At 69.9% G+C, this 24,563-nt stretch carries 20 protein-coding genes; 6 read left to right on the top strand and 14 right to left on the bottom strand.

The genetic code is table 11. The features are described 5' to 3' along the window. The first annotated feature begins 476 nt into the window (after window positions 1-476). The 5 genes from CcI49_RS08615 (at window position 477) to CcI49_RS08595 (ending at window position 6,433) form a co-directional block, all read left to right on the top strand. A complete protein-coding gene (locus tag CcI49_RS08615) occupies window positions 477-1,331 on the top strand; it encodes a glycosyltransferase family 4 protein (protein WP_241839965.1) in 855 nt (284 codons plus the stop codon). Between the two features lie 142 nt (window positions 1,332-1,473). Further along, window positions 1,474-2,490: a UDP-glucuronic acid decarboxylase family protein gene (locus CcI49_RS08610; RefSeq protein WP_076825514.1), complete on the top strand. Its 1,017-nt coding sequence runs from the start codon at window positions 1,474-1,476 to the stop codon at window positions 2,488-2,490. Window positions 2,491-2,653: 163 nt separating this feature from the next. After that, window positions 2,654-3,718 (top strand): NAD(P)-dependent oxidoreductase, encoded by a 1,065-nt coding sequence (locus CcI49_RS08605; RefSeq protein WP_076825512.1) that lies wholly within the window; start codon window positions 2,654-2,656, stop codon window positions 3,716-3,718. Window positions 3,719-4,225: 507 nt separating this feature from the next. Continuing rightward, window positions 4,226-5,386, top strand: coding sequence for a glycosyltransferase (locus CcI49_RS08600; RefSeq protein WP_054566999.1), 1,161 nt, complete (start codon window positions 4,226-4,228; stop codon window positions 5,384-5,386). Between the two features lie 159 nt (window positions 5,387-5,545). Continuing rightward, the gene (locus CcI49_RS08595; protein ID WP_054566998.1) at window positions 5,546-6,433 is read left to right on the top strand and encodes a TylF/MycF family methyltransferase; all 888 of its coding nucleotides are present in this window, start codon (window positions 5,546-5,548) and stop codon (window positions 6,431-6,433) included. A 116-nt stretch (window positions 6,434-6,549) separates the two neighbouring features. Here the strand turns inward: CcI49_RS08595 and CcI49_RS08590 are convergent, their stop codons facing one another. Both CcI49_RS08590 and CcI49_RS08585 read right to left on the bottom strand, forming a co-directional pair. After that, on the bottom strand, window positions 6,550-7,797 hold the full coding sequence (locus CcI49_RS08590; RefSeq protein WP_083749374.1) for a DegT/DnrJ/EryC1/StrS aminotransferase family protein: 1,248 nt from the start codon (window positions 7,795-7,797) through the stop codon (window positions 6,550-6,552). Next, the gene (locus tag CcI49_RS08585; protein ID WP_054566997.1) at window positions 7,794-8,537 is read right to left on the bottom strand and encodes a sugar transferase; all 744 of its coding nucleotides are present in this window, start codon (window positions 8,535-8,537) and stop codon (window positions 7,794-7,796) included. The genes CcI49_RS08590 and CcI49_RS08585 overlap by 4 nt, the downstream gene beginning before the upstream one ends. A gap of 258 nt (window positions 8,538-8,795) precedes the next feature. Between CcI49_RS08585 and CcI49_RS08580 the strand changes: the two genes are divergently transcribed. After that, window positions 8,796-9,623, top strand: a complete 828-nt coding sequence (locus CcI49_RS08580) for an acyltransferase (RefSeq protein ID WP_277872699.1) — start codon at window positions 8,796-8,798, stop codon at window positions 9,621-9,623. 87 nt (window positions 9,624-9,710) lie between these two features. Here the strand turns inward: CcI49_RS08580 and CcI49_RS44105 are convergent, their stop codons facing one another. From CcI49_RS44105 to CcI49_RS42485, 12 genes are all read right to left on the bottom strand, one after another. Continuing rightward, window positions 9,711-10,289: an acyltransferase gene (locus tag CcI49_RS44105; protein ID WP_083473283.1), complete on the bottom strand. Its 579-nt coding sequence runs from the start codon at window positions 10,287-10,289 to the stop codon at window positions 9,711-9,713. Further along, on the bottom strand, window positions 10,289-11,512 hold the full coding sequence (locus CcI49_RS08570; RefSeq protein ID WP_158230725.1) for a glycosyltransferase: 1,224 nt from the start codon (window positions 11,510-11,512) through the stop codon (window positions 10,289-10,291). The genes CcI49_RS44105 and CcI49_RS08570 overlap by 1 nt, the downstream gene beginning before the upstream one ends. 8 nt (window positions 11,513-11,520) lie before the next feature. Further along, the gene (locus CcI49_RS08565) at window positions 11,521-12,564 is read right to left on the bottom strand and encodes a class I SAM-dependent methyltransferase (RefSeq protein ID WP_076825509.1); all 1,044 of its coding nucleotides are present in this window, start codon (window positions 12,562-12,564) and stop codon (window positions 11,521-11,523) included. A 79-nt stretch (window positions 12,565-12,643) separates the two neighbouring features. Continuing rightward, the gene (locus tag CcI49_RS08560; RefSeq protein ID WP_131831036.1) at window positions 12,644-14,170 is read right to left on the bottom strand and encodes a polysaccharide biosynthesis C-terminal domain-containing protein; all 1,527 of its coding nucleotides are present in this window, start codon (window positions 14,168-14,170) and stop codon (window positions 12,644-12,646) included. Next, the gene (gene wzy, locus CcI49_RS08555) at window positions 14,167-15,849 is read right to left on the bottom strand and encodes an O-antigen polysaccharide polymerase Wzy (RefSeq protein ID WP_152991396.1); all 1,683 of its coding nucleotides are present in this window, start codon (window positions 15,847-15,849) and stop codon (window positions 14,167-14,169) included. The genes CcI49_RS08560 and wzy overlap by 4 nt, the downstream gene beginning before the upstream one ends. A gap of 8 nt (window positions 15,850-15,857) precedes the next feature. Next, a complete protein-coding gene (locus CcI49_RS08550; protein WP_076825504.1) occupies window positions 15,858-17,084 on the bottom strand; it encodes a glycosyltransferase in 1,227 nt (408 codons plus the stop codon). Then, the gene (locus CcI49_RS08545; RefSeq protein ID WP_076825502.1) at window positions 17,081-18,361 is read right to left on the bottom strand and encodes a glycosyltransferase family 4 protein; all 1,281 of its coding nucleotides are present in this window, start codon (window positions 18,359-18,361) and stop codon (window positions 17,081-17,083) included. The genes CcI49_RS08550 and CcI49_RS08545 overlap by 4 nt, the downstream gene beginning before the upstream one ends. Window positions 18,362-18,501: 140 nt before the next feature. Next, on the bottom strand, window positions 18,502-19,875 hold the full coding sequence (locus tag CcI49_RS08540; RefSeq protein ID WP_131831034.1) for a choice-of-anchor P family protein: 1,374 nt from the start codon (window positions 19,873-19,875) through the stop codon (window positions 18,502-18,504). 232 nt (window positions 19,876-20,107) lie between these two features. Next, window positions 20,108-20,752: a NeuD/PglB/VioB family sugar acetyltransferase gene (locus CcI49_RS08535; protein WP_235497940.1), complete on the bottom strand. Its 645-nt coding sequence runs from the start codon at window positions 20,750-20,752 to the stop codon at window positions 20,108-20,110. Between the two features lie 197 nt (window positions 20,753-20,949). Beyond that, window positions 20,950-21,654, bottom strand: a complete 705-nt coding sequence (locus CcI49_RS08530; protein ID WP_241839964.1) for a protein tyrosine phosphatase — start codon at window positions 21,652-21,654, stop codon at window positions 20,950-20,952. Window positions 21,655-21,779: 125 nt separating this feature from the next. Beyond that, window positions 21,780-23,891, bottom strand: a complete 2,112-nt coding sequence (locus CcI49_RS08525) for a bifunctional diguanylate cyclase/phosphodiesterase (protein WP_347280108.1) — start codon at window positions 23,889-23,891, stop codon at window positions 21,780-21,782. A 511-nt stretch (window positions 23,892-24,402) separates the two neighbouring features. After that, the gene (locus tag CcI49_RS42485; RefSeq protein WP_006538854.1) at window positions 24,403-24,561 is read right to left on the bottom strand and encodes a hypothetical protein; all 159 of its coding nucleotides are present in this window, start codon (window positions 24,559-24,561) and stop codon (window positions 24,403-24,405) included. Window positions 24,562-24,563 lie beyond the last annotated feature (2 nt).

Genomic DNA, 24,563 nt, shown 5'->3' with positions numbered 1-24,563 from the left:
TTTCGACCATACGAAGGGCGGAGCGAGAAGCACCTAATCCGCACCGGCCGGCCTGTATCAGGCGATACTCCCATCGAGGTCGACGACTCGCCGATCCAGCCCGAGAATTCTTTCCGGGAAATTCGATCTGTAGGATCACGACCATGCCTCGATCATCCTTTCGCCGCACGGTCGCGGCGGAAGAGCCGACCCAGACTCCGCAACGGATTCTACTCCTCGCGCCGTCCCAAGGTCTCGGTGGCGGCATCGAGCGGTACCTGTCGACCGTGGAGGAATGCCTCCGAGCCGGCGGAGTCGAGGTACACCGGATCGACATGCTAGGTCCGGAGCAGAGTCTCACCGCAGCCCGCAGAATCCGCTTCGCTCTCCGCGTGGTGTACACCGGCCTGCGGCTGGGACGGATGGACTGCGTGACAACCGGTCATCGCAACATGATCCCCGTGGCAGCTGTGGCCGCGAAGGTTGTGGGCGCCAGGATGGCCCCGATCGTGTTCCACGGTAATGACATCTGGGAGCTGCCGCGGTCATATCGCGCACTGGTTTCACGGAGCGCCACTCTTTTTCCGCTGACTGTCAGTTCCTACAGCGCAGGGGCGTTGTCAACGCTCGGGCTCGCGCCGATTCTCCCGCCGAGTATCGCGCCTGACTGGCGCACGACGCTCATCGAGGAGAGCCGGCGGCGAAGACCACCGGCGGCCGTCCCGACGGTGCTGAGTGTGTTCCGACTGCCAGCCTGGGAAGGCAAGGGCCTGCCTGTCCTGGTCGAGGCACTGGCAGCGATCAGGCAGCGCACCGGGCCGGTTCGCCTTGTTGTGGCGGGCCGCGGGCCGATACCGGGATCGCTGCGGGATTTCGCCTCGGCTCACCCGGAGCTGGAGTTGCACGAGAACCCCGATGACCATTTCCTCGCCAGTCTGTACGGCGAGGCCGATCTCTTCGCGCTCTGCACTCGCACCATGCCTCCGAGCAGCGGCGAGGGCTACGGAATCGTGCTGCTCGAGGCCCAGCTCGCGGGATGTCCAGTGGTCGGTCCCGCATCCGGCGGATCGTACGATGCGTACCAGGAGGGACTGACCGGGGTGACGCCTGCGAACGAATCCAGTGAGGCCCTGGCCGTCGTGCTGTCGGACCTGCTCACCAACAGGCCCCGGCTTGCCCGAATGAGCGGCCGGGCAGCCGAACTGGCGGTGGCCACGACCGATCCCGCCGAATACACCCGAAAGGCCATCACGGCGCTTACCGGAACTCCGCCGGCAGACCGTCCGCACCCCGGTGTTCCCGAGCAGAGGGTGGCCGTGAACCGACTGCCCGAGGGCCTCACCCAAGGCTGACCAGAAAGCACCTTCCTCAGCCGGGTGGATATCGGCCACCATCTTCCGGAATGGTGTTCCGTGATAGCGCGAAAACGCTTTCGTAGAGCCGTGGCCGGGCATCGTCCCAGGCGAAAACCACCCACCCAGCAGGAGGTCGGGCGTGCGTGTAGTGATAACCGGTGGCGCGGGATTCGTCGGCAGCCATCTCTGTGACCGGCTGTTGGCCGAGGGACACCATGTCATCTGCTTCGACAACTTCCTCACCGGCCGGCACTCGAATGTAGCACACCTGCAGAGCGAGCCCCGTTTCGAGTTGCGCTGCCAGGACGTCACGGATTCCGTTGACGTGGACGGCCGGGTGGATGCAGTACTTCATTTCGCCTCGCCCGCCTCGCCCGTCGACTACCAGAATTTTCCGCTGGAAACCCTGCGGGTCGGCGCGCTCGGCACCCTGCGCACACTGGAGCTGGCCGAAAAGCATGGCGCCCGGTTCGTTCTCGCCTCAACTTCCGAGGTGTACGGCGACCCAGCGGTGCACCCCCAGCCGGAGACATACTGGGGAAATGTGAATCCAATCGGCCCGCGCAGCATGTACGACGAGGCAAAACGCTATTCGGAAGCGCTGACGACCGCCTTTCGCACGACGAAGGGGACGAACACCGCTATTATTCGCATCTTCAACACCTACGGTCCGCGCATGCGCCAGAACGACGGCCGGGCGATACCGACGTTTGTGACCCAGGCGTTGAGCGGATACCCGGTCACGGTGGCCGGCGACGGCCGGCAGACCCGGTCGGTGTGCTACGTGGACGACCTCGTCGAAGGTGTCGTCAGGACGCTGGCCAGCGACGTCGCCGGGCCGCTGAACATCGGAAACCCGCATGAGATGAGCGTCCTTGAGCTGGCACGCCTCGTCATCGACCTGTGCGGCGCCGACGTACCGATCGTCTTCGTGCCCCGACCCGGGGATGATCCGATGGTTCGGCAGCCGGATATCGCTCGCGCCCGCACCGAACTCGGCTGGAACCCCACGGTGGACATCCAGAACGGACTCCTGCGCACGATCTCGTGGTTCAGGGCAGCGGCTGTTCCGGCGGCGTCTTCCATCACGGATGTGCCGCTCCCTCGCCAGGAATCCGCTCAGCCGGCACGCGCGTCACAGACGCCGGGCGGCTGACTGACAAGTGCTTCGCCGGCGCAATCACATGTCCGCCGCTTCAACCGCGCCCGCACGCGAACGGGGAGCGTCGCTGCCGAAGAGATCGTCCAGCCGAGGATCCGCGCGGACGAGCAGGTCAGCCAGCATGGAACCCATGGAACGCCGAGGAGGGACACAGCCCGTGCCTGCCGGTAGACCGTCCGCCACGACTGGCAGCCCGGCTGCCGGGCTCGCTCCCACCGCGGTCCAGGCCGGGCCGCGCCGGCGGGACAGTCCCTCGACCGTCCTTCTCACCGGCGGCACCGGTCGCGTCGGCAGGTGGGTACGTGCCGTGCTCCAGGACCGCGATCTGATGCTGCTCGGCCGGAGCGATCCGCACGCCGCGGCCTGGGAACGGTGGATGCCCGTCGACCTCGCCGCCGGGCAGCTCGAGCTCTCAGCGCCGACGGGTGCTGTGCTCTGCCACCTCGCCTACGACAACACCGATCCAAGCCGGAATCCGGACATGGCGCTCGACCTGGTGGCCGCGGTGAATGCCTGCCYCGACATCGCTCGGGTCGTTGTCGCCAGCACGATCTCCGTGTACGGAACCGGCCACCGCGGTGTCATCGACGAGGCCAGCCGATGCCAGCCGCGCAGTGCCTACGGCCGGGCGAAACTCGCCAGCGAGCAGCCCTGGCTGCGGGTGTTGCGGCCAGACTGCGAGCTCGCGGTGCTGCGCCTCGGCGCGGTCGTCGCGGCCGGTCACCCGGCGTCCTACGCGTTGGTCACCGACACCCTGCGCCGTCCCCTGCGAGCCGCGCTGCTCGGCTCTGTGCGGCGCGGTACCGGGGTGTATTACGTCGCGGCGCAGACCGCCGCCGCGGCGATACGGTTCGCGCTGGACTCCCCGCTGCCATCCCGCCGGGCCGTGTTCAATGTCGTGGATGACGAGCTGGCCTCCAACACGGATTATGCCGCTATGCAGGATGTCGTGCGGTCCCTGGCGGGTCAGCCGGCACAGGCCCGGATCTCACTGCCGGACGCGATCGTCGCAGCCGCCGACCGGCTGACCGGCGGGCCGCGCAACACCGCCCCCATCAGCTCGGCCGCATTCCGGTCCGCCGGTTTCGTCAATCCTGCACCTCTGCGGGACGAGCTGGCCCGCATTGTCGGGACAATCATCGGCACACCTCCTACCCAAAACGGTCACGCGGCACCCGCAGGAGGCAGCCTCGGGAAACGAGTCCACCAGCGGGCCAGGTAAGTCCAGGTAAGGCCTGGCCAGTTCTGGGCTGGTACGCACCCAAGTCGACTCGGCATCCCGCTGGCAACCGACTCATGGTGCGTCTCAGGGCACACATACGGCATCAAAAGTGCGGCGCGGGACACGAACCCCTCATTCATCGGCAACGGCAGCAGGCCAGGTGCCACGACACGCTGCTATGAAGACCTATCACCACTCGACACAACCTATAGTAATCATCGTGAACGCTCTCCGTGACACAAAGCGCACGATCCGACCTGCGGCGGATGTAGGCCGGGAAACTCCCCCCGTGCTTCTTCTGGCGCCGCCGGCCGGGCTGGGCGGTGATAGCGAGCGTTATGTCACCGCCTCGGCGGAGCCGAAGCCCGGAGGCGCCGGCGCACCAGGAATGTATTTCCATGAGCCGGGCCTCCGACGGGCACCACTGCCCCGGTCCGCCGTTCGGACACTCTCCCGCGCAGGGCGGTCGCGCCAGACGCACACGGTCGCGACCGTCGAGGAGCCCCCATGCACATCGTGACCGTAGTGCCGGCTGTCGACGCGCGCAGCGGCGGCGGCGTCGGGGAGCGAGGGGTGCAACTGGCCCGCCGGTATCCGCGGCTCGGAGGCGCCGACGTCAGTTCCGAGGTGCTGACTCTTGACCTCGACCTCACTCCCGGCCATCTGAAGATGGCAGCGCCAGCCACGGTCACCGCGCTCCCCTGCCGAAACCGCAGGTACTACCTGCCGGGGAATCCCACCGAGGTAGCCGAACGAGTGCGCGCGGCCGACGTCGTCCACCTCATCAACCACTGGACCGTCCTCAATGCCCTCGCGGCCGAGGTGGCTGTTCGCTGCGATGTGCCGTACGTGTTCTCGCCATGCGGAGCGCTGCCGATCCGGGGGCGGAGTCGTCTGACGAAAAGGGCCTACGACCTGGCCGTCGGCAGCAGACTGGTCCGGCGGGCCGCTGCGATCATCGCCGTTACCGAGCCCGAACGGGCGGACTTCGTTCCGTATGGAGTCGACCGGAACCGCGTGCTCGTCGTACCCAACGGGGTATCGGCGTCCGACCACGAACAGGATGCGGCGGGGAAGGTGCTCGCCCGGTACGGCCTCACCCGACACCGCTATGTCCTGTTCCTCGGTCGACTGAACTGGATCAAGGGCGTGGATCTGCTCGTCGACGCGTTCATCTCGACGGTCCCGGCCGAATCCGGCTGGCGCTGCGTGGTGGCGGGGCCGGACCAGGGAATGCTGGCCGACCTCACCGCGCGTGTGTCGGCGGCAGGCGTCGGCGATCAGGTCTGCTTCACCGGTATGGTCCGTGGCCCCGAACGCACCGAGCTGTTGCGCGGCGCGGCGCTGCTGGTGGTCCCCTCTCGCCACGAGGCGATGTCGATTGTCGCGCTGGAGGCCGGGATCAACGGCACACCCGTTCTCATCACGAACAGCTGCGGATTCGACGAGGTCGAGCAGAGCGGGGGCGGCTGGGTTGTGCCCGCCACGACGGAAGCGCTGGCAGGTGGGCTGCGGGTCGCACTACACGACCCGCATGAGCTCGAGCGGCGCGGGGAGGCGCTTCGGAAGCTCGTCTCCCGCTCGTACACCTGGGAACGGGCAGCGGGCAGCCACCTCGAGATCTTCGAGAAGGTGGTGGCGAGCCGGCGTCACCACCCAGCCAGTTAGCTGGCCAGCTGGCCGATCACCGTCGGGCGGCAGATGCGACAGCCGCCGTTTCGTACCGCACTCCACGTTTCTCCAGTGAATCGGAACCAGGCCGGCAGTTCGACATATTTCAGGACGCGGGAACGCATAAACCTCCCGCAGATACCAGCAGGGGTCAAGATGTCATATTCGACAACTACCGCCAACACGGAAACCGCGCCCGGCTCGTCCGAACTGACCGAGCGATACCTCACCCTTCTCCAGGATACTCTCACGTTCTCGCTGTGGGACAGCCTGGACGGGCAGGTATGGATTCCCGAGGGCACCGCCAAGCGCACGCTCGTACGGTTCCTGGAAAAATATGGGCTGGAGATCATCCGGCGCACCACCGCCGAGAAGCGCGAGCACGGCGGCGACTGGCCACGACTCGCCCACACGATGACAGGTTCCCTCAGGATGCGGAACCTTCGGGACAGCGTGGAGACCGTGCTCGCCGAGGGAGTCCCGGGCGACCTCGTCGAGACCGGAGTGTGGCGCGGCGGGTCATGCATCCTGATGCGAGGAATCCTTTTCGCGTATGGAGTCGATGACCGGACCGTGTGGCTCGCCGACTCGTTCAGGGGACTACCCAAGGCAGATGCCCAGCGCTACCCCGCAGATGCCGGTGACCGCCACCACGAGTGGGCTGCCCTCGCCGTGAGCGAGGAGGATGTCCGCAGGAATTTCCGGCGCTACGGGCTGCTTGACAGCCAGGTGCGATTCCTGAGCGGCTGGTTCCGGGACACCCTGCCCACCGCGCCGATCGAACGGATCGCCGTACTCAGGCTCGACGGGGACATGTACGGGAGCACGATGGAGGCACTCGACGCACTGTATCCACGCCTGTCCGACGGCGGATTCTGCATTGTGGACGACTACGGTGCTGTCGAGGGATGTCGCCGCGCGGTGGAGGACTTCCGGACGCAGCACAACATCACGGAACCACTCACGAAAATCGACTGGACCGGGGTGTACTGGCGCCGAAACTCGGATGATCGCCGCGAGCCTCTGGACCCCCCTGTCGCATGACCGGTTCACGCGGGCGGGCCGGCGGGCCGAGGAGACCATGCCCGACGCAACTCGGGACGGGCTCCTCGGCCGGCGGGGACCGTCGCGGCCGGACCGGACAGTGGTCCCGTTGATCTTTATGCGGCGTGGTCGACGGTCGCCTCCGCCAGCACGTCGGTGACGAGATCCGCCCAGTGGTGCATGTCAGCGGGCTCGAGGGTCGGGTGGACGAGGAACGCCAGCGATGTCCGGGCCAGGTCGGCGGCGGTCGGCAGCGCACGGGCGGGTCGCCACTCGATGGGAAAGGCCTCCTCGCGGTAGACCTCGCCGCAGCTCCCAACGCTGCACGGGACTCCGACGGCGGCCAGGGCCGTCAGGATTCGGTCCCGGTCCCATCCGTCCCGCAGGTGCTCCGGTCGGACGAAGGCGTACCAGCGATAGTAGGCGTGCTCGACCCACGGCGGCGGTGTCGTCGTGCGCAGGGCGGGCAGGTGACCGAGACGTTCCGCGAGGATCGCCGCGTTCCGGCGGCGTGCGGCGAGGTCGGCTGGCAGCCGCGGCAGGGCGGCCCGCCCGACTGCGGCCGCTATCTCGTGCATCCGCGCGTTCGTGCCGAACGAGTCATGCAGCCAGCGGAATCCGGCGCCCTGGGCGGGCTCATGCGCCTTGCTCCAGCTCTTGCCATGGTCCTTGTAGGACCACGCCGCCTGGTACAAGGCCGGATTCCTGGTCGTGATCATCCCTCCTTCGCCGGCGGTGGTCAGAATCTTGTCCTGACAGAAGGACCACGCCGCCACGTCGCCCCAGGAGCCGACCGGGCGCCCGCACAGCCGCGCGCCGTGCGCCTGTGCGCAGTCCTCGACGACCGCGATACCGTGCTCGCGCGCGAGTTCGAGCAGGCTCCTCATCTCGGCCGGCCACCCGGCGAGGTGCACCGCGACGATGGCCCTGGTGCGCGCCGTGAGCCCGGCCAGTACGGTCCGCGCGGTGAGATTCTGGGAGTCGGGGTCCACGTCGACCACGACCGGTCGGGCGCCGAGCGCAACGGCACAGCTCGCGGACGCGATGAAGGTACGACTCGGCACGATCACCTCGTCGCCCGGCCCGACCCCGAGGACCCGCAGTGCGATCTCGAGCGCGATCGTTCCGTTGGCCACGGCCACGCCGTACTCGCAGCCGACCGCTGCCGCGAACTCCTCCTCGAATCGACGGCCCTGAGTGCCGGTCCAGTAGTTCACCGCGCCGCTGTCGAGCACCTCGACGGCGGCGGCGACCTCGGCATGGCCGAAGACAGGCCAGGTGCCGCGCACCGCGTTCTCCTGGGGGACGACGGTCTGGGCTGGCAGTCGCACCGGGGCCAGGCCGGTGGGCGTGGACTCGGTCATGCGACGCCTCCGACCAGCGCACGCGGCGGAGGGTGCTGGCCGTCTCCCGTCCGGTCAGCGTGCAGGGGCGCTGTGGTGCGCGGGTGGCCGCGGCGCCGGCGAGGATGCGATCCGGCTGCTGGCGCGCAGCGGCATCCACCCTCGCCCTGGCAGTTCCCGAAGTCCTGGGTGACTCCGCTGGCGCCGTAGGTGCCGTCACCAGCCACCGCCGTCACCAGGGCACGCCAGAGGATGACCAGGTCAAGACGCAGGCTCCAGTGGTGGATGTACCACAGGTCCAGTTCGATCCGGCGATTCCAGCAGATCTGGTTCCGGCCGTTGACCTGGGCCCAGCCGGCGATGCCAGGATGCACCTGGAGCCGGCCCATCTGCCTGACGGAATATCGGTTCACCTGGCTCCGGACCGTCGGCCGGGGCCCGACAAGGCTCATCTGCCCAGCCAGGACGTTGAGCAGCTGGGGTAGCTCGTCAATGCTCATCCTGCGGAGCACGCGCCCGACTCTGGTTGTCCTCGGGTCGTCCTGCCCGGCCAGCAGCCCGAGTCCGGTGTGCTCGGTTCCTACTGTCATCGTCCGCAGTTTGAGCATCGTGAACGGTTCGCCGGCGACGCCGACCCGCTCCTGCCTGAACAGGACCGGGCCGCCGTCGTCCGCCTTGATGGCGACTGCGGCAACGGTCAGCACAGGCGCGGCCACAGCGAGGCCCGCCAGGGATCCGACGATGTCGACTGCCCGCTTCACGCCTGGTAGGGGCAGCGGCTCGACGGATGGGGGTGACCATCCGACGGAGGGCTGCGTGGCCAGGTCCGCCGGCGACGCCGGAGGAGGAGCTGAGCGCTGCCGGGGTATCGCGACCGTAGTCATGTCCACACGAGAAACTTACTATGAGTAAGATCATTGTTACGTCAAGAGGCCGCGGTACCCTAACGGAGAGTCAGTTTTAATCACCACGCGTAGTGGCGACCATCGTACAGACACGGCACCGGCCGTGCGGAGGGGATGAGAACGTTGCTCCGAAACCGGCTGTTCCACGCGAAGGCGGCATCGGACGCCGCACCTGCCACCGGGCTCGTGACCGGCTACGCGCGCCTCATCCAGCGCGGCTCCCGAGGCGCCGCGCTGGTCGCCTCCTGGGCCAGGATCATTCTGGTGCGGATGACCCAGCCCGGAGTCCAGGTGGGGTTCGACTCCTTCATCGGGCCCGGATGCACGATCCGCTGCACTCCCCGCGGCACGATGGTCATCCGGCGCACCGTCCTCATCCGAGATGTCCAGCTCGAGGCCGCCGACGGAGCGCTCCTCACCCTCGACACGGCCTATCTCGCCGCCCACTGCGTGGTGGTGGCCCGCCAGCGGGTGGACGTCGGCGCCGGCAGCCTGTTGGCCGAGATGAGCGTGGTCCGCGACCAGGATCACGTGGTCGGGCCCGGCGTCCCGGGCATGGCGATGCGGTTCGCCTCGACCCCGGTGACACTCGGCCGCAACGTGTGGATCGGCGCCAAGGCCACCGTGCTGCGGGGCGTGACCGTCGGCGACGATGCGGTGGTCGGCGCGGGCGCGGTGGTGACCAGAGATGTACCGCCCGGGGCCAGGGTCGGAGGCGTGCCGGCGGTGCCGTTGGGCACGTCTCGCCCCGATGCGGCGCCTGCCGATGAGCGGGCTGATGTCCCCACCGCCGCGCTCCCGGCCACCGCTGCCGTACCGGCCGCCACTGCCGCCCCGGCCGTTCTGCCTGCGCCGCGCTCCGCGGAGCAGCCGATCTCCGCAGCGCGAGCGGGCTCCGCAGCACGAGCGGGCTCCGCGCCGGCCTCGCACCCGGACTCCTGACCCGGAGGAACGTCACGCCGTGAGCACCCTGACCCGGGCGACAGGCGAGTAGGCCGGGCGGGTCGCCGACCCGCCGCCCGCCCGGCATCAGCGGTGCGCGAACAGCTCCCGCAGCCGCCGGTGCTTCTCCTGCTCGGGCAGCCGGCCGGTACCCAGCGAGGCGGCGAGGGTACGGGCGCGGAAGTCCGCACAGGATCCCACGACCCGCGCCGGCACCCCGGCCACCACCGAGCCCGCGGGGACGTCCCGGTTCACCAGCGCACGCGCACCGATCACGACGTCGTCACCGGTGGTCACCCCGGGCATGATGAGCGCACCGAGCCCGATGAAGACGTTCGACCCCACGGTGATCGGGGCGACGACGTCAGCCTCCGGATGATCGTCACGCAGAACCCAGACCGCCCCGTCGTGCGTCACGAACCTGACCTCGGCCGCGACCACCACGTGGTCGCCAAGGCGGATCAGGTACGGCTCACTACCGAACGTCGACCCGGTGACGCCGATCAGCCGGCAGCGGTCACCCAGGCGGACCCCGATCCGCCGGGCGTAGCCGATCGGGTCCGTCCGCTGCTGATAGCGCAGGTGAAGGGCGGCCGGGGCCCGGCGGGCGATGCCGACGACGCTGTCAATCCCGCGCTTCGGGCGCTGATACCCAAGCTCGATCACTACCTGTGCTCCAATCTCGACGATCCGGCCACACGGCGTGACGAACCGGCGGCGCCCAGGATCGCGTCGGCGATATATCTGCGGTTCTTCTCCTGATCGAGCAGCTGCTCGGCCCGCTCACGCGCGGCCTGCCCGCGCCGAGCCAGACCGTTCGCACCGGTCCCCCCCAGTAGCGCCGCCCGGTGCAGATCGAAGGCCGCGCGCAGGGCGACCGCGAGGGCCGCGGGATCGCCGGGCGGCACCAGCCAGCCGTTGTGGTCCTCCACCAGCTCCGGCAGCCCGCCCACGGCCGACGCGATGCTCGGCACCGCGCAGGCGGACGCCTCCGCCACGGCGCCGTAGTTCTCCGACAGCGACGGGCTGACACTCACGTCGGCCGCCGCATAGAAGGGACGCACATCCTGGGCGGGGCCGGCCCAGACCACCGAGGCAGCGCCGGGCAGCCCCGCCGCCCAGGAACGCAGCCGGTCGCGGTAGGCCTCGCCGCCCGGTCCGTGGCCACCGCCGACCAGTACCAACGTCGCGGGCCCGGAGCGCTCCCTGAACCGGGACCAGGCCTCGAGCAGGACCTCATGCCCCTTGATCCCCTGCCCCCGGTGCACCAGCCGCTTCGGCGGGTAGAAGTAGGCGACGCAGACGGCGACGAAGGCGGACGGGTCCAGGCCGAGCTCCGCCCTCGCCTTCGCCCTGGCGTCACCACCGGGCGGGACGAACGACTCGATGTCGACGCCGTAGGAGGCGGTCGGCAGCCGATCCGGGCGTACGCCGAGGGCGAGGTAACGCGCGCGGAGGTGCCCCGACGAGCAGACAACCAGGTCATCCGCCCGGGCGAACCAACGCTCCACCAGCTCGATCAGCCGGTTCTCCAGGTAGAGCGGCCCCGCCACCATGTGCACCCGCACCGGCCGCCGGCTCGGGCCCCGCCCGAGGGAGGCGAGCCGGGCGAGTACCGCGGAGGCGTACAGGTGGTAGTGCAGCACATCCGGGTCGAGGTCGCGCAGCAGCGTACGGAGCTGCCACACTCCGGCGGCCTGCCGTAGCGGCGAACGTGACGGGACCGGCGCCGGGCTGTGCACGACCCGGATGCCGCGCTCGGCGCAGCGCCGCGCGAGCGGGCTGTCCTCCTCGGGAAGCAGCACGACCACCTCGTGACCGTCGTCAGCCAGCGCCGTCAGGATGGGGATCGTCCACAGGCAGCCGTTTCCGGTCTTCAGAACGGTCACGATCCTCATCACCGGCCCGCCTCTCGGCCGCCGCCGCCACGCTCCCCGCCGCCACGTTCCCCGTGCTGCGCCCCGCCGTGCTGTTCGCCCTCCGGCCGGCGTGCGACCCAGATGCAGCTGGCCCCCCACCGGCGGAGCACGGGCAGTTTGTCGACGGTGAGGCCGAGCGGCCGGCTGATCAACCCCGGCAGCTGAGCAAGCCACGGCATCGACCAGGTGGCGAGCGTGAGAAGGGTTCCGTGCAGCCTGACGTCCACCACCTCGAAGCCGAGGCCACGCAGGATCGCGGACATCTCCTCCGGGGCGAAGGCGTACTGGTAGAAGTCCTCCCATTCGTCCGGTGCCGCGGTGGGAGCCACGTCCGGTCCGTTCTCATAGAGATGTCGCCGGCGCTGCAGATATTCGTTCAGGCACGGCGTGGACACGATCGCGACCCCACCCGGCCTCAGGACGCGGTAGGTCTCGGCGAGTATCCGCTCCGGGCCCTCCGCGAAGTGTTCGCACACCCCCGGTGAGTAGACGGCGTCGTAGCTGCCATCAGGGCAGTCGAGTTGTCGGACGTCCCCCGACCGCAGAGGCACATCCGGAAGCAGCGCGCGGATCCGGGCCAGCGTCTCCGGGGCCCAGTCAACGCCTTCCGCCGCGAAACCACGGGCCCGAGCCGCGACGGTGAAGTGCGCCAGACCGCAGCCTGCTTCGAGGACCCGCCCGCCTGGAGCCGCCCAGGACAGGAAGGTGGACCGCAGCTGATGAGGCAGGTGTCCGCGCCGGCTCCGGCGATACGACAGACCGATGTCCTGCCAGACGCCGTCCCAGTAGGCCGCATCCGCCTGGGCCGAGAAATAGGCGAGCCGGCCACCGTGGGCTCCTGGCAGCCACACCACTCGGAATCCCCTGACCGCCGAGGCCGCCCCCGGTCGGCGGGCGCCGCGTCGCCGGATCCCGCCGTTCCCGGCGCTGGCGCCGGCGCCGGGAACGGCCCGGCCCGGCCCGCGGTCGATCTCACCCGGGTCGGCGGCACCGGATCGGACCGGGGTCCGTTGAGCTGGCATGGCGGGCTCCCGCTGTTCGTGAGCTGGAATCGACGGCCGGCGCGACGCGGCGGACGGAGATGTGGCTGGGGAAATGTGGCTAGGTGGTGCCAGCAGGCTCCGGTTCGGTCGGCGCGAGACTCATCGGCTCGTCGCCGGTCCCCCGGGGCTCGCGGGGATCAGGGGGCTCGCGGGACACGTGCGGCTCACGGGGCACGCGGGGCACGCGGGGCACGCGGGCCATCGCGGCTCTGGTCCACAGGCTGACGACCCCATAGGCGATCAGGCTCGCCCACGCCGCGCCCACCATGCCCGCCGCCGGAATCAGGATGACATCAGCGGCCGCGACCACGGCCAGTCCGACCAGGCCCGCCGCGCCGCACGCCTTGGTCCGGCCCTGACCGCTCAGGACCCGGGCGTCGATCTGGAAGGCCACCAACAGAAGCTCGGCGACCAGAAGCACCCGTAGCGGTGTGACCGCGCTCCGGTAGGCATCGCCGAAGAAGAACAGGACAAGGTGGTCCGCGGCGAGCCACATGAGCGCGGCGACTCCGGCCATCACCGCGAACACGCGAACCAGCTCGGCGAACACGGCCCGGGTGCCCATCGTGCCGCTGGCCACCCGGTAGCAGAGCACCTGGCCCCAGGAGGACGGGACAAGCCGGAGAATCTCACTCGCGGTCGCCGCGACGCTGTAGATGCCCACGGCCGACGTCCCCGACATCACCCCGATCAGATACCGGTCGAGCCGGAAGGTCATCGACATCGCGGTGTTCATGCCGAGCGCGGGAACGCCCGTCCTGATCAGCAGCGCGGACGCGGCTCGATCCAGCTGGGGCCGGGTCACCAGACCCGCCCGCCGCAGGAGAACGAACCCGGCGACGCACTGGAAGGCGCCCGCGACGACGGACACCGCGAGAACCGGAGCCACTCGCAGCGTCCCGGTCGATACCTGCAGCACGACCAGCGCCGCCAGCTGCGCCAGACAACCCGCCGTGTTGACGAGGGCCGAGGCGATCACCTTGCCGACCGCGTTCAACGTGTCGATCAGCTGGATGCCCAGCAAGGTCGACACGGACAGCAGCCCGGTGAGCACCAGAATGCCGGGACCCCGCTCGGGCGCGTCCGCCAGCCAGAGGGTCGGCCCCACGATGGCGGCGGTAACCAGGCACTGCGGCACCAGGAGCAGCAGGCTCAGCCCGAGTACGTGGTCGACCGAGACCCGCGGGTCCGTGCGCCCGAGGTAGTACCGAGCGGAGGTACCCGTACCCAGAGCGACGAACATCCCGGTGAGACCGGTGACCGTCAGGATCAGGACGAGCTCGCCCCGGCCCCCGACGTCCAGGGCGCGTGCGGTAATCACCGCGACGACCAGGTTCGTCAACGCAGCGCCCAGCGCCGCCGCGGAGACGGCGACGGCGGGGCCGGCGACGCCGGACGCCCGTGCCGCGGAGCGCCCGGCCCCACGCGAGACCGCCCGGTGGCGCCCGCCCGGGGAAGGTGGCTCGGGATGAACGTCGCCCCCGCCGGCAGCACCACCATCGGCGCCACCGGCAGCACCACCGACGGCGGAACCGTGCCCGGCAGGCAGGACGGTGCCGGCGCCGGCCCGGCGCACGCCGCTCATCGGGAGGCCAGCGAGCGCAGACCGGCGCTTGTCCCCGGTGCCCCCCGCATCCGCTGCGACCCGGGCGACCCCTGCGGCGCCAGTCTCACTGGCCGCGCGGAGTCGTTCAGGCTGCCGGAGCCCACCTGCGGGGCACGCCTCCCCCTGCCGGGCGAGGCGCTGCGCCACCAGTGCCCGGCCGCTCGGACCGCGACCAGCACAACGGTGCCGACCAGGACCTGCATCGGCAGCGGGGTGAAGTCGTTGCGCACCCCGATCAGGAGCGGCACAAGAAGGACGCTGCAGGCCGCGTCGGTCCACCTCGACCGCCAGCCGTCGAGCCAGCCGCACAACAGGCCGATGACGAAGAGGATGGCCACCACGCCGGGAATGCCGAAGTTGTAGTAGGCCTCGGCGATCGGAGAGCCACCGATCGGACCGGATCGTTCTCGAATGACCGTGTTGAACAGCCGGTCGTCGATCTCGGCCGGTGGCTGCGGGATTCCGAGCAGGCGCCCTTCGATGATGCGGGCAAGCTGACCGGTGTAGGTCCGGCCGCCCGCCGCGGGTTCGCCGTACCCGTCTCGCCAGGTGACCGCCTCCGCCACGGGACGAAGCGACGCCCCCATCTCGGCCAGGCCGTCGAGGGGTCCGAAGCCGATCTGGCTCAGCGTGACCTCGGCCAGGCCGTGCTGACGGATGTCCCGAAGCGCCCCGACGGCACTCAGGAGGGCGACTCCCGCCAGCAGCGCGGCCCCTATCCCGGTCCAGCGGCTCGATCCGCGTCGCCCGTCTCGTTTTCCCGCGACGACGTCGTCGCGGGAAAACGAGACGGGCAGGCGGATCTCGCGGCCACGGCCAGCGGCTTTGGCCGGCGGAAACGAGGGGGCGTCACCGGACCGGCGCATCATGTGAGCCACCGCGGCCGCAGCCACCGGGAAAAGGACGGTCCCCCGCATACCCAGTGGCAACGCGATCAGCGCGAACAGCCCGAACATCAGGTAGCCCGCCCGGCGCAGCCGCCGCCCGCCATCGACGGTCAGCAGCATGAGGCCGAAACCCAGACCGAAATCCAGATAGGGAACCAGCGGGTCGCGATACGCCAGGGTGATCAGGTCCTCGTACGATCCGAACAGCAGGCCGCTCCCACCAGCCCGCCTGATCAGCAGGAGCATCAGGCTGATCGAGGCGGCGAGAATCGCGAATCCGACCACGCCGGTCGCGGCCGACCTCGTCGGCGGTGCAGGCATATCGGCAGGCGTGTCCGTACCACCGGTCGACCGGTCGCGGTACACCCGGCCAGCCGACGAAGCAGGCAGGGACATTCCCACCGCGGCGGCTGCCACGCCGATCGCCGCGATCGTGAAAATCCGTCCCGTCGAGACGGACAGGATCCAGTCGAAACCGAGCTGCCCGTCGCTGGAGACCAGTGGGCGGTGCAGCGCGAGCGGCAGCGCGAGCCCGAAATGGAACAGGACCAGCAGTACGAGGTAGACCGCCGAACACGAGAGGACGCCCTGTGTCCGGGCCCGGACGCAGAGCGCGATGAGGCACCCGAGCAGGCCGAAGGTCACCGCCGCGACCCCGGCCGGAGGCAGTGCCGAGATCTCCTCCGAGAACGCCAGCAGAGCCGCGAGAATGCCGCCGGCGCCCAGCCGGAAGGTCAGCACCCGCGGGCCCACACCGAAAGCGACGGGCACGCCGGTCGTCACTGATCCCACAGGCTGGTCATGCCGCGCCGCCACTGGTCCATCACGAACGGAGAGGAGGAGAACGCATGAAGTGCCTGTACGCGCTGCGCCGATGTGGGCGGTGCGGCCAGCATGCCGGCCGCGGCCTCGGCCCAGGTCTCGGCGGCGCAGCCTTGCGGCACCGTCGTCACGCCGTCGAGCAGGCGGCCGATCTCCATGACGCCGGGCAGGTCCGGAGCAAGCACCGGCGTGCCCACGGCGCAGGCCTCGAGGACGACGGTCGGCAGGCCCTCGTGCCGTGAGGTCAGCAGCAACAGGTCAGCACCAGCCATCAGACCGGGGATGTCGAACGACTCGCCGGGCAGGTCGAAGGCATCGGCGACCCCGCCGAGCTCGGCCAGGCGACGCAGCTGGGCCGACTCGTGTGCGTCCTGACGCCCGACGATGCGCAGCCGGGCCGGAACACCGCGCCGCCGCAACGCGATCAGAACGTCAACCGCGGCGCTCCGGTTCTTCACCGGGTCGGGCCGCCCGACGTGCACGATGGTGGGCCGCCACTCAGCCGCCGCCGTGGCGGCAACGGAGGCAGCGACGACTGTGTCGGCTGGGGAAGCTGAGGAGGCTGGGGAGGCTGGGGAGGCTGGGGAGGCTGGGGAGGCTGGGGAGGTGGCGACGAGCGCACGCTCGAACGGTGCCGGGTCCAAGCCGTTGTAGAGCACCCGGCAACGACGCTCCCGCTGCCAGTCCGACCGCCACAGGCTGGTCATCGTGGCCTCGGCGACCGCGACGAGATCGGTGGCGAACCAGTCGATCAGCTGCCGCATCACCGCGCGCTGGACACGTCCCCGCAGGCTGGCACCGTGGCGGTCGCCGGTGCTGTGAAAGTGCGCCACCCGCAGGGGCACACCGGCGGCCCTCGCGATCAGCAGGATCGCTCCGGAGAAGGTGGCCACACACGAGTGCACGACGTCGGGTCGCAGTGCGCGCAGCAGGCGGAGGAAACGCACCGGAAAACCCAGGTCGAGGCGACAGGGGTGGACCGAGCCGCCCAGCGAACGGATCTCCCCCGCCAGGGTGCCGGGACGGCCGGTGAGGGTGACGAAGACGAACCGGTAGCGATCCGGGTCCAGATTGCGCATCAGGTCGACGGTGCGCAGTTCGGCGCCGGCCCGGTCCATGACACCGAACACGTGCAGGACCGTACGGGGCCGCGGGCGCGCGGACGCCCGGTCCGCGGCACTCATCGCCCGGGCCTGACGAACGGTCCGGCGGTTTCGCGGGGGCCGGCCCCGGGCTCCGCCGTCGCGGCGGCCGCCGCGGTGACCTCTCGCAGCGTCTGATGAAAGGAGAGGATGACCGGCCGGATGGTTTCGAAGGAGTGCTCCCTCGCGGTCGCGAGGTTGCGCTCGGAGGCGGCGCGGTACCGGTCCGGGCTCGCGATCAGCTCGCTCAGCGTCTCCGCGAGCCGTCTGGGATCATCCGGCGGTACGAGGTCGCTCGGCGGCAGGAACTCGACCACGCCCCCCACCGCGGACGCGACCGCGGGCAGCGCCCGGGCAGCGGCCTCGGCCAGGACCCGCGGGAGCCCCTCGGTCCGGGACGGGAGCACGAACACATCCGCGTCGTCGAGCGCCGCTCGAACCTGTGCACGGCTGCCAAGCCAGCGGATGAAGCGCACATCCCCGCCGAGGCCGCGGTCCACTGCCCGCCGCACGATCTCGTCGTGATGCCGGCCGTCACCGACGATGGTCGCCGTCACCGGGATGCCGTTGGACCGCATCAGCGCCACCGCGTCGACGAGGACGTCATGCCCTTTGTACACACGTTCCTGCGAACCGATCGTCAGAAGGCGGACCGGTCGGCCGGGGCGCGGGTGCCCGGGCCCGGTCGTGCCCCACTCGCCGGGGGCTCGGCGGGGTGCCGGAACGAAGTCCTCGTCCTCCAGCAGCGACCCAGGGCAGCTCATCATCGGCACCCCGGGGCGGGCCGGGTACCTGCTCTGCAGCACATTCCGCGTGACATAGCTGACGGCGGCCGCGCTGCGGCACTGGCGGGCGAGCAGCTGGCCGGCGAGCAGCGCGGCAGGGCGGTGGTCAGCGAGCACCTCGGCCACGTCTCCGACGACCTCGAGCCCGAACGGCACCCGCCGGCGCCGGAGCTCACTCAACAGAACCGTGCCGACCAGGCCGGGAACCCGCGCGACGAAGGCGGTGTCCGCGGCCGGACGGTGGAGCTCGGCGACCGCTCGACGCAGCGCGCCGCGCAGCGCGGGCCAGCGGCGTGCGTAGGCCGCGACGCCCTGGAAGGTCGGCAGCGGCAGCACGCGGACACCGGCGCCCTCCACCGGGATGCCGTCCTGGTCGCCGGCCGCGCCGCGGGCCACCCGGGCGGCGAGCAGCACTTCGTCGAAGACACCGAGATAGCTGGCCCAGGTCGAGTACCCGGCGGCGGGGTTCGGCGTCAGCACACGGCCGTCCTCGTTCTGCTGCAACCTTGCTTCGGTGGCGACAACGATCCGCATGCTCTCCCTCAGCCCAGCCCTCGAACGAATTCGGCGACTCATCGTACTCATGCATATCCAGGGAGTGACCTACTCCGACTCGTGTCGCGGGGTCCCCATGACTGCCGCCGCGGGGACCCCGGATCACCTCGGTGGAGACGTCAGGTCAGGCAGGCAACCGCGTCCTCCTGCTCGGAACAGACCTTGTTGAGCAGGTCGATCTGGTCAACCTGCGCCGACAGCCCGATCGGCTCGTCGGCGACGGCGTAGATGTTGGCCACGCCCACCTGGAGGACCGAGTAGGTGGGCAGCGTCCCGCCGGGGTAGAGCACGGGACCGGTCAGCACCAGCTCGAGCGCCCGGACACTCAGCGACGTGGCGTCGGAGATCTGCCGGTTGACGAACAGCACACCCACCCCTGGGATGGGAATCTCGGTGCCCGGATCAAGCGGCCCGACGTACGGCACACCGGCGATCGCCAGATCAGCGATGCTCGTGCCCGTCGAGTCGAAGGTCGAGGTGCTGCCGTCGTAGGACACGTTGGCCTTGGCCGTGATCGCGCCCGCGGTAACCAGACCGCCGAGCAGGCTCACCCCCGCGATGGTGCTCGTGGTGGAGCCCGATGAATCCGGACTTCCGACCGTGGCCTCACCGGTCTCTGTGATCGCGCCGACCGTGATGACCCCCGGGATGGTGATCCCGAGCGAGGTGTCGGTCGAGGTCCCGCCCGTGCAGGGCACGCCCGTCGCGGCCAGAGGTCCGACGGTGAGCGGCCCGGCTGACACCAGGTTGCTGTAGGCGACCCCGGAAATGATCACCGGCAGCGGCGGCCGGAAGAACGAGTGGGCGTAACCGACCGTGATCGAGGTTCCCGCCAGCGGCCCCAGGGTGATGTCGAGCGAGAGCCCGATCGTGACGAGGCCGATGTTGCCCGGGACGGGGATCTGCCGGTTGACCACCAGCGAGCCGACCCCCGGGATGGCGATCCCGGTGTTCGGCGCGACCGCCCCGTTCAGGATGGTGATGCCACTGAGCTTGAGGTCCGTCACCGTCACGGAACCCGTCGAGGTGACCGTCCCGTCGGCCGCACTCGTCGCCGTCGTGGTGATGTCAATCGCGTCGGCGGAGATCAGGGGAAGGAGGGGGGTACCGAGCAGGCTCAGACCGAGGAGCTGGCTGGTCGAGGTACCGGTCTGCACCGGCCCGACGGCGAGCGTCGACACGGTGTTGGTGCTCGCTCCCGCGTTCAACGAGAGTGCCGGGATGGACACCGCGCCGCCGTTCGAGCGGCTCACCCCGCTGGCTGTCGTACATCCGAGGCCTTCGGGGAAGGTGGCCCCGGAGTCGATCACGCCACCGACCGTCACCTGGGTCGAGTAGGCGAGCTGGTCGTACATGGCAGGGGGGGACGCCGCCGTGGCGCTCCCGCCGGTCAGAACGATCGTGCCACCTGCGACCGCGGCGGCGACGATCCCGCTGACGGACCGGGCGAGCCTGAACCTCCCGCCACGGCATCTCACTTGCACTTCGCGCATCTAGTCACTCCATTCGACTTCGTCAAGTCGATCAGCATCAACGGAGAGTGACGGTAGCTGTGATTACGCTGAGTAGCGGCTCGCCCCGCCGATGCGAGGTCGGGATCGGATCAGAACGGCGCGCCGGTCAGGACCGGCGGGAAGGAGGCGCGGCGCCCGCCCGGGGTTCAGCTCCAGCGCTGCGGCGCAGTTCGATCGAAGCCGTGGCGCGGGAGGCCCAAACCCGCAGCGATCAGTACCAGCCGAGCTGCGGCACGGGCGGCCGATGGTGAGCGGGAACCCCGACGGCCACCACCTCGGCGGGAAGTTCCCGGATCACGACCGCGCCGGCGCCGACGACCGCGCCGGCCCCGACCGTGAGCCCCTGTCGGACAACCGCGCCGCTCCCGACCGTCGCCCCGTCACCTATCGTGGCGGCACCACTGATCCGAGCCCCGGGCGCAAGCGTCGTGTAGTCACCCAGCCGACAGTCGTGCCCGACCGTCGCCGCGACATTGACGTGAGCATGGCGACCGGTCAGCACATTGGACGTGATGCTGGCGAACCCGCACACCACGCTTCCAGGCCCCAGGGTGACCCGGCGGCCGACCATGGCGGCCGGGTGGACGAGGGTCACCGGTACCCGGCCCCAGCCGGTGGCAGCACGATCGATCGCCCGCCGCGCATACGGGGAGCCGATTCCCAGTACATACCTGGCGTCCAGGTCGGCGAGAAGGCTTACCGGCCCGAGATGACGGACTCCGTAGGTCGCGAGGAGGTCGAGATCGGGCTCACCGTCGTCGAGTACGCCGAGAATGTCGTAAGTCGGCTCGACCTCGTTCACAGCCTCGACGACCTCGAGCAGCTCCCGGCCGTGGCCACCCGCACCTACGATCACCAGCGCATCCATACCGCAACCAGCTCTCTCTTCGCATACCCGAAAAACATCTGAATATTTTCCGGAGGCTACTTGCTGGGAGAGTAGCCGATACCTCTCCACGCCGGGCCGCAATCAACCGGTACCGGTGCGCGTCGACACCCGTCCGGCCGCGCCCGCACCTATGCGCTCACTTAAATCTTTGCTGCAGTAGTTATCTATTTTTCCGGTCCTCGGTGAACCGCTGCGGGGCGAGGCAGCAGCAGGCTCGTAAGCACGTGTTCCACCGACCTGACCGCCGCGTCGATGATGTTCGCACAGTCTCGGAACGCCTCCAGGTTTCCACCGAGCGGATCGGCGATGTCGTCATGTTCCGGAGCAGACGGACGCGTCATGCCACGCGCCGCCGCCGCGGCGTCCGTCAGCGCCATCCCCGCCACCCGCAGGTGCTCCGGCTGGATCTCGACATCCGGCTCGAGCGAGGCCAGGCGACCGTCGGCCAAGGCCCAATCTGCCAGCCGCGCGAACTCGCGCAGGKTGAATGATCTGCGGACCGCCCGCGGTGCCAGCGTGACGACGTCCGCACGATGTTGACGCGTCGCGCAGAGAACGAGATCGGCCCGCTCCGCCATCGCGGTGGTCAGCTGCCGTGCACGGAACCCGGCATCATCCACGCCGTGTTCGTCCAGCACCGCGGACGCGAGCGGGTGCATGGGCCCACCCACGCAGGCCTGGACTCCGGCGCTGCTCACCGCTGCCGCGCAGGCGAGTGGCTCACGCAGCCCGACCCGCGCCATCAGCCGGGTCAGCCCGGCGACGGCCAGCCGCTCCGCGACCGGGGACCGGCAGATGTTGCCGGTACAGACCATGAGCACCGACCAGCTCGCCCGATCTGGCACGGCTTCCAGATGTCCAACCGCCATCTGCCCTCCACAACCCGCCCTCCACAACCTGCCCGCCCGACGCCAGCCCGTTCAAGGCGCCACGGCATGGCCTGGTGGTCAGGCCTACCTCCCGTGAGGCCTGGCCACCAGGTACGCCGTTCCCGCTAGCCCGTCAGCCGATCCTCGTGCACCAGCTGGCCGGACAGGCGTCGTCCTCCCGTGTCGACGCGCTGTGAGCCGCGAAGTGCCCGAGATCGTGGTGCCGGGCCGCGCACGCCGATCTTCAACGGCGCGGTGTTCGGTGGAACCGGCGTGCCGGTCAGATCGGATCCGCCCGCCATGGGGGCTACCGCCGTGGTCGCCGTGAGCGAGGTCGCCTCGGGAACAGGCTGCGGGAACACACCACCGGCGCCCGACGACCCGGATGTGACCTTGATCGGCCCCGTCATCGCCGGCTCGCCCACCTGCAGCAGCCGCCGGAGACGGTCATCCCATTCCTTCAGCCAGCTCAGCACCCGCTCCCCCGTCATCGGGCGAGAGACGAAGTAACCCTGCGCCTCGTCGCACTGCCAGGCAGCGAGTGAGGCCCACGAGCGCGACGTCTCGACGCCCTCGGCCACGATGCGCAGGCTCAGGGCGTGTGCGAGGGAGACGGTGGATCGGACGATCTCCGCCGCGGAGGGGTCCCGGTCGATGTCACGCAGAAAGCGCTGGTCAAGCTTCACCTCATCGGCCGGGAGCTCGAGCAGATAGGCAAGGGAGCACAGCCCGGTGCCGTAGTCGTCGAGGCTGACCCGCACACCGTGGTCACGCAGGCCCGCGAGCGTCCGCTGCGCCTTCTCCAGAACCGTGATGAGCCCGTCCTCCGTGACCTCGACGACCAGTGCCGACGGGGGCAGGCCGTGGATCTCGAGCTCCCCACGTACCAGGTCGACGAATCCCGGGTCGACGATGACCGAGGCCGGCACGTTCACCGACACCGCGAGCGTGGCCCCGGCCGCGCGCCACCGAACGCAGTCGGTGAGGGCCAGGTCGAGGACACGCCGGGTCAGCAGCTCCATCAGACCCGCCCGCTCCATCTCGGGCAGGAACAGGTCCGGCGGCCGGAGGCCTCCGGTGGGATGCCGCCAGCGCACCAGGGCCTCGACGCCGCTGATCCGCCCGCTGCGCATGTCGACCTTGGGCTGGTAACGCAGCTCGATCTGGCCCTCGTCCAGCGCTTCACGCAGATCCGCACGCAGCCCCAGGCTCGCCCGACTCCCCAGCTGGCAGTCGGGAGCATAGACGCGTTGGCCGCTGTGGGTGCCCTTCGCCGTGTACATGGCTTCCTCTGCTCGCCGCATAAGCTCGAGCACGTTCCGCCCGTGTTCCGGGAAATGGGCGATACCCACGCTCACCTCCGCCTGCACGCGCAGGTCGTCGAGGCTGACCGGTGTCCGCAGTGCCTCCCTGATTCGCCGCGCCACCCCCTCCGCGTCGGGAAGGTCGACGCCGCGCAGCAGTGCCGCGAACTCGTCACCGTCCACCCGCGCCAGCAGATCGTCGGCGCCCAGAACCTGCTGGAGCCGGTCACTGACGGACCGAAGCAGTCGGTCACCGTTCTCATGGCCGAGTGTTCCGTTGATATCCCGCAGACGATCAAGGTCAACGAGAATGAGTGCGGCGGGCGCGGCGCCGCCGGCCCGATGCCCCCCTCCCAGCCAGTGGCCGGCGGTCTTCAGGAAATGCCGGCGGCCCGGCAGGCCGGTGAGGCCGTCCACGCCGCGCCGGCGCCGGCCGAGCAGCGCGGCCGCGCGGCCGCTGACGCCCAGCACCGGCAGACCGACGGCAAGCGTCGTCGCCAGGGAGGAAGCCAGGATCGCCGGCAGAGTCGACCCGCCGCGGCAGAGCGACCAGACCACGATGGAAACCAGTAGGACCGGGGCGAGGACGAGTGCGGCGGCGGCCCGGTGCGCCGATCCGAGCGCGACGGAACGGGAACGCCGGGCAGCCATCGGCCGGGCAGCCATCGGCCGGGCCGAACCGGCGCCGCCGGAGCACGGTGCCGGGTCCGACGGCGGCGTGGACGCCCCCGCCCGCACCGGGCCGGGCGACTCCACGCCGCCGAGCACCACATATCGACCCGGACCGGAACAGGCCGTCTCGCCCTCGCCCTCGCCTGCGCCGGCGGTGTCGACTCCTGTCAGCGCAGTGCACGCCGACGGCCCGGACGAATCGTTGTGCTCGCCCATCGGGTTTCGTTCCGCCGGCGCGTACGTCACCGGCGTGTGCGTCACCGGCGCTTCCGCTGCTGCCTGTGCCGGTACCGGCACACCGGGAGGACCCGCCGGCGGCCTGCGAGGCACGGTACGCCGCCTGATCGTGCGGTCCATTCGCGCCGAGGTCACCACCGACGCTCACCTGGTGAACCGCTCAGAGAAAAGTCTTGCCTGACCATACGATTTGCCCCCGAAGTCGAACCTGCTCCGTTAGGAACGGGCTCCCCACGCCTGCCCTGTCGTAGCGGCTGYCTGCGCCTGGTTCGCTCGCCCCCGCGGTACGTGCGGGTCACCCGCACGAGTTGGCAGGTTATCGGACCCCGGGATTCTTGGCCCGGCCGCAAGGGCTACTAGCCCCTCCGTTCGCTCATCGGAAGACATCACGGGACAAGATTCCCTGACGAACGGCAAACGTTCGACGCTTCAACGGCATGATCCTGCCACTTGTGATCTGTGTGTGGTCCGACCGTGGAACCCGACAGGGAAAGCTCGCGTGCCACAGCGAGCAACACACCGGCGCGTTCCCCGCCTAGTCCCCGACGGTTACGCTCGTAGCGGGCAGATACGACTCGACCAGCGGGAAGACCAGGAAAAGGAGAATCGCGACAACGGCGAGCGCGAGAAGCACGGCGAGCGGGATCCGCACCTGCCTCGGCCCGGGAAGATGCCTGAATATCCAGCTGTACATGA

This window comes from Frankia sp. CcI49 (genome assembly GCF_001983215.1).
Classification (GTDB): Bacteria; Actinomycetota; Actinomycetes; order Frankiales; family Frankiaceae; genus Parafrankia; species Parafrankia irregularis.
The sequence above is the reverse complement of the archived record's forward strand: the minus strand, read 5'-3'. Positions and strand labels throughout refer to the sequence as shown.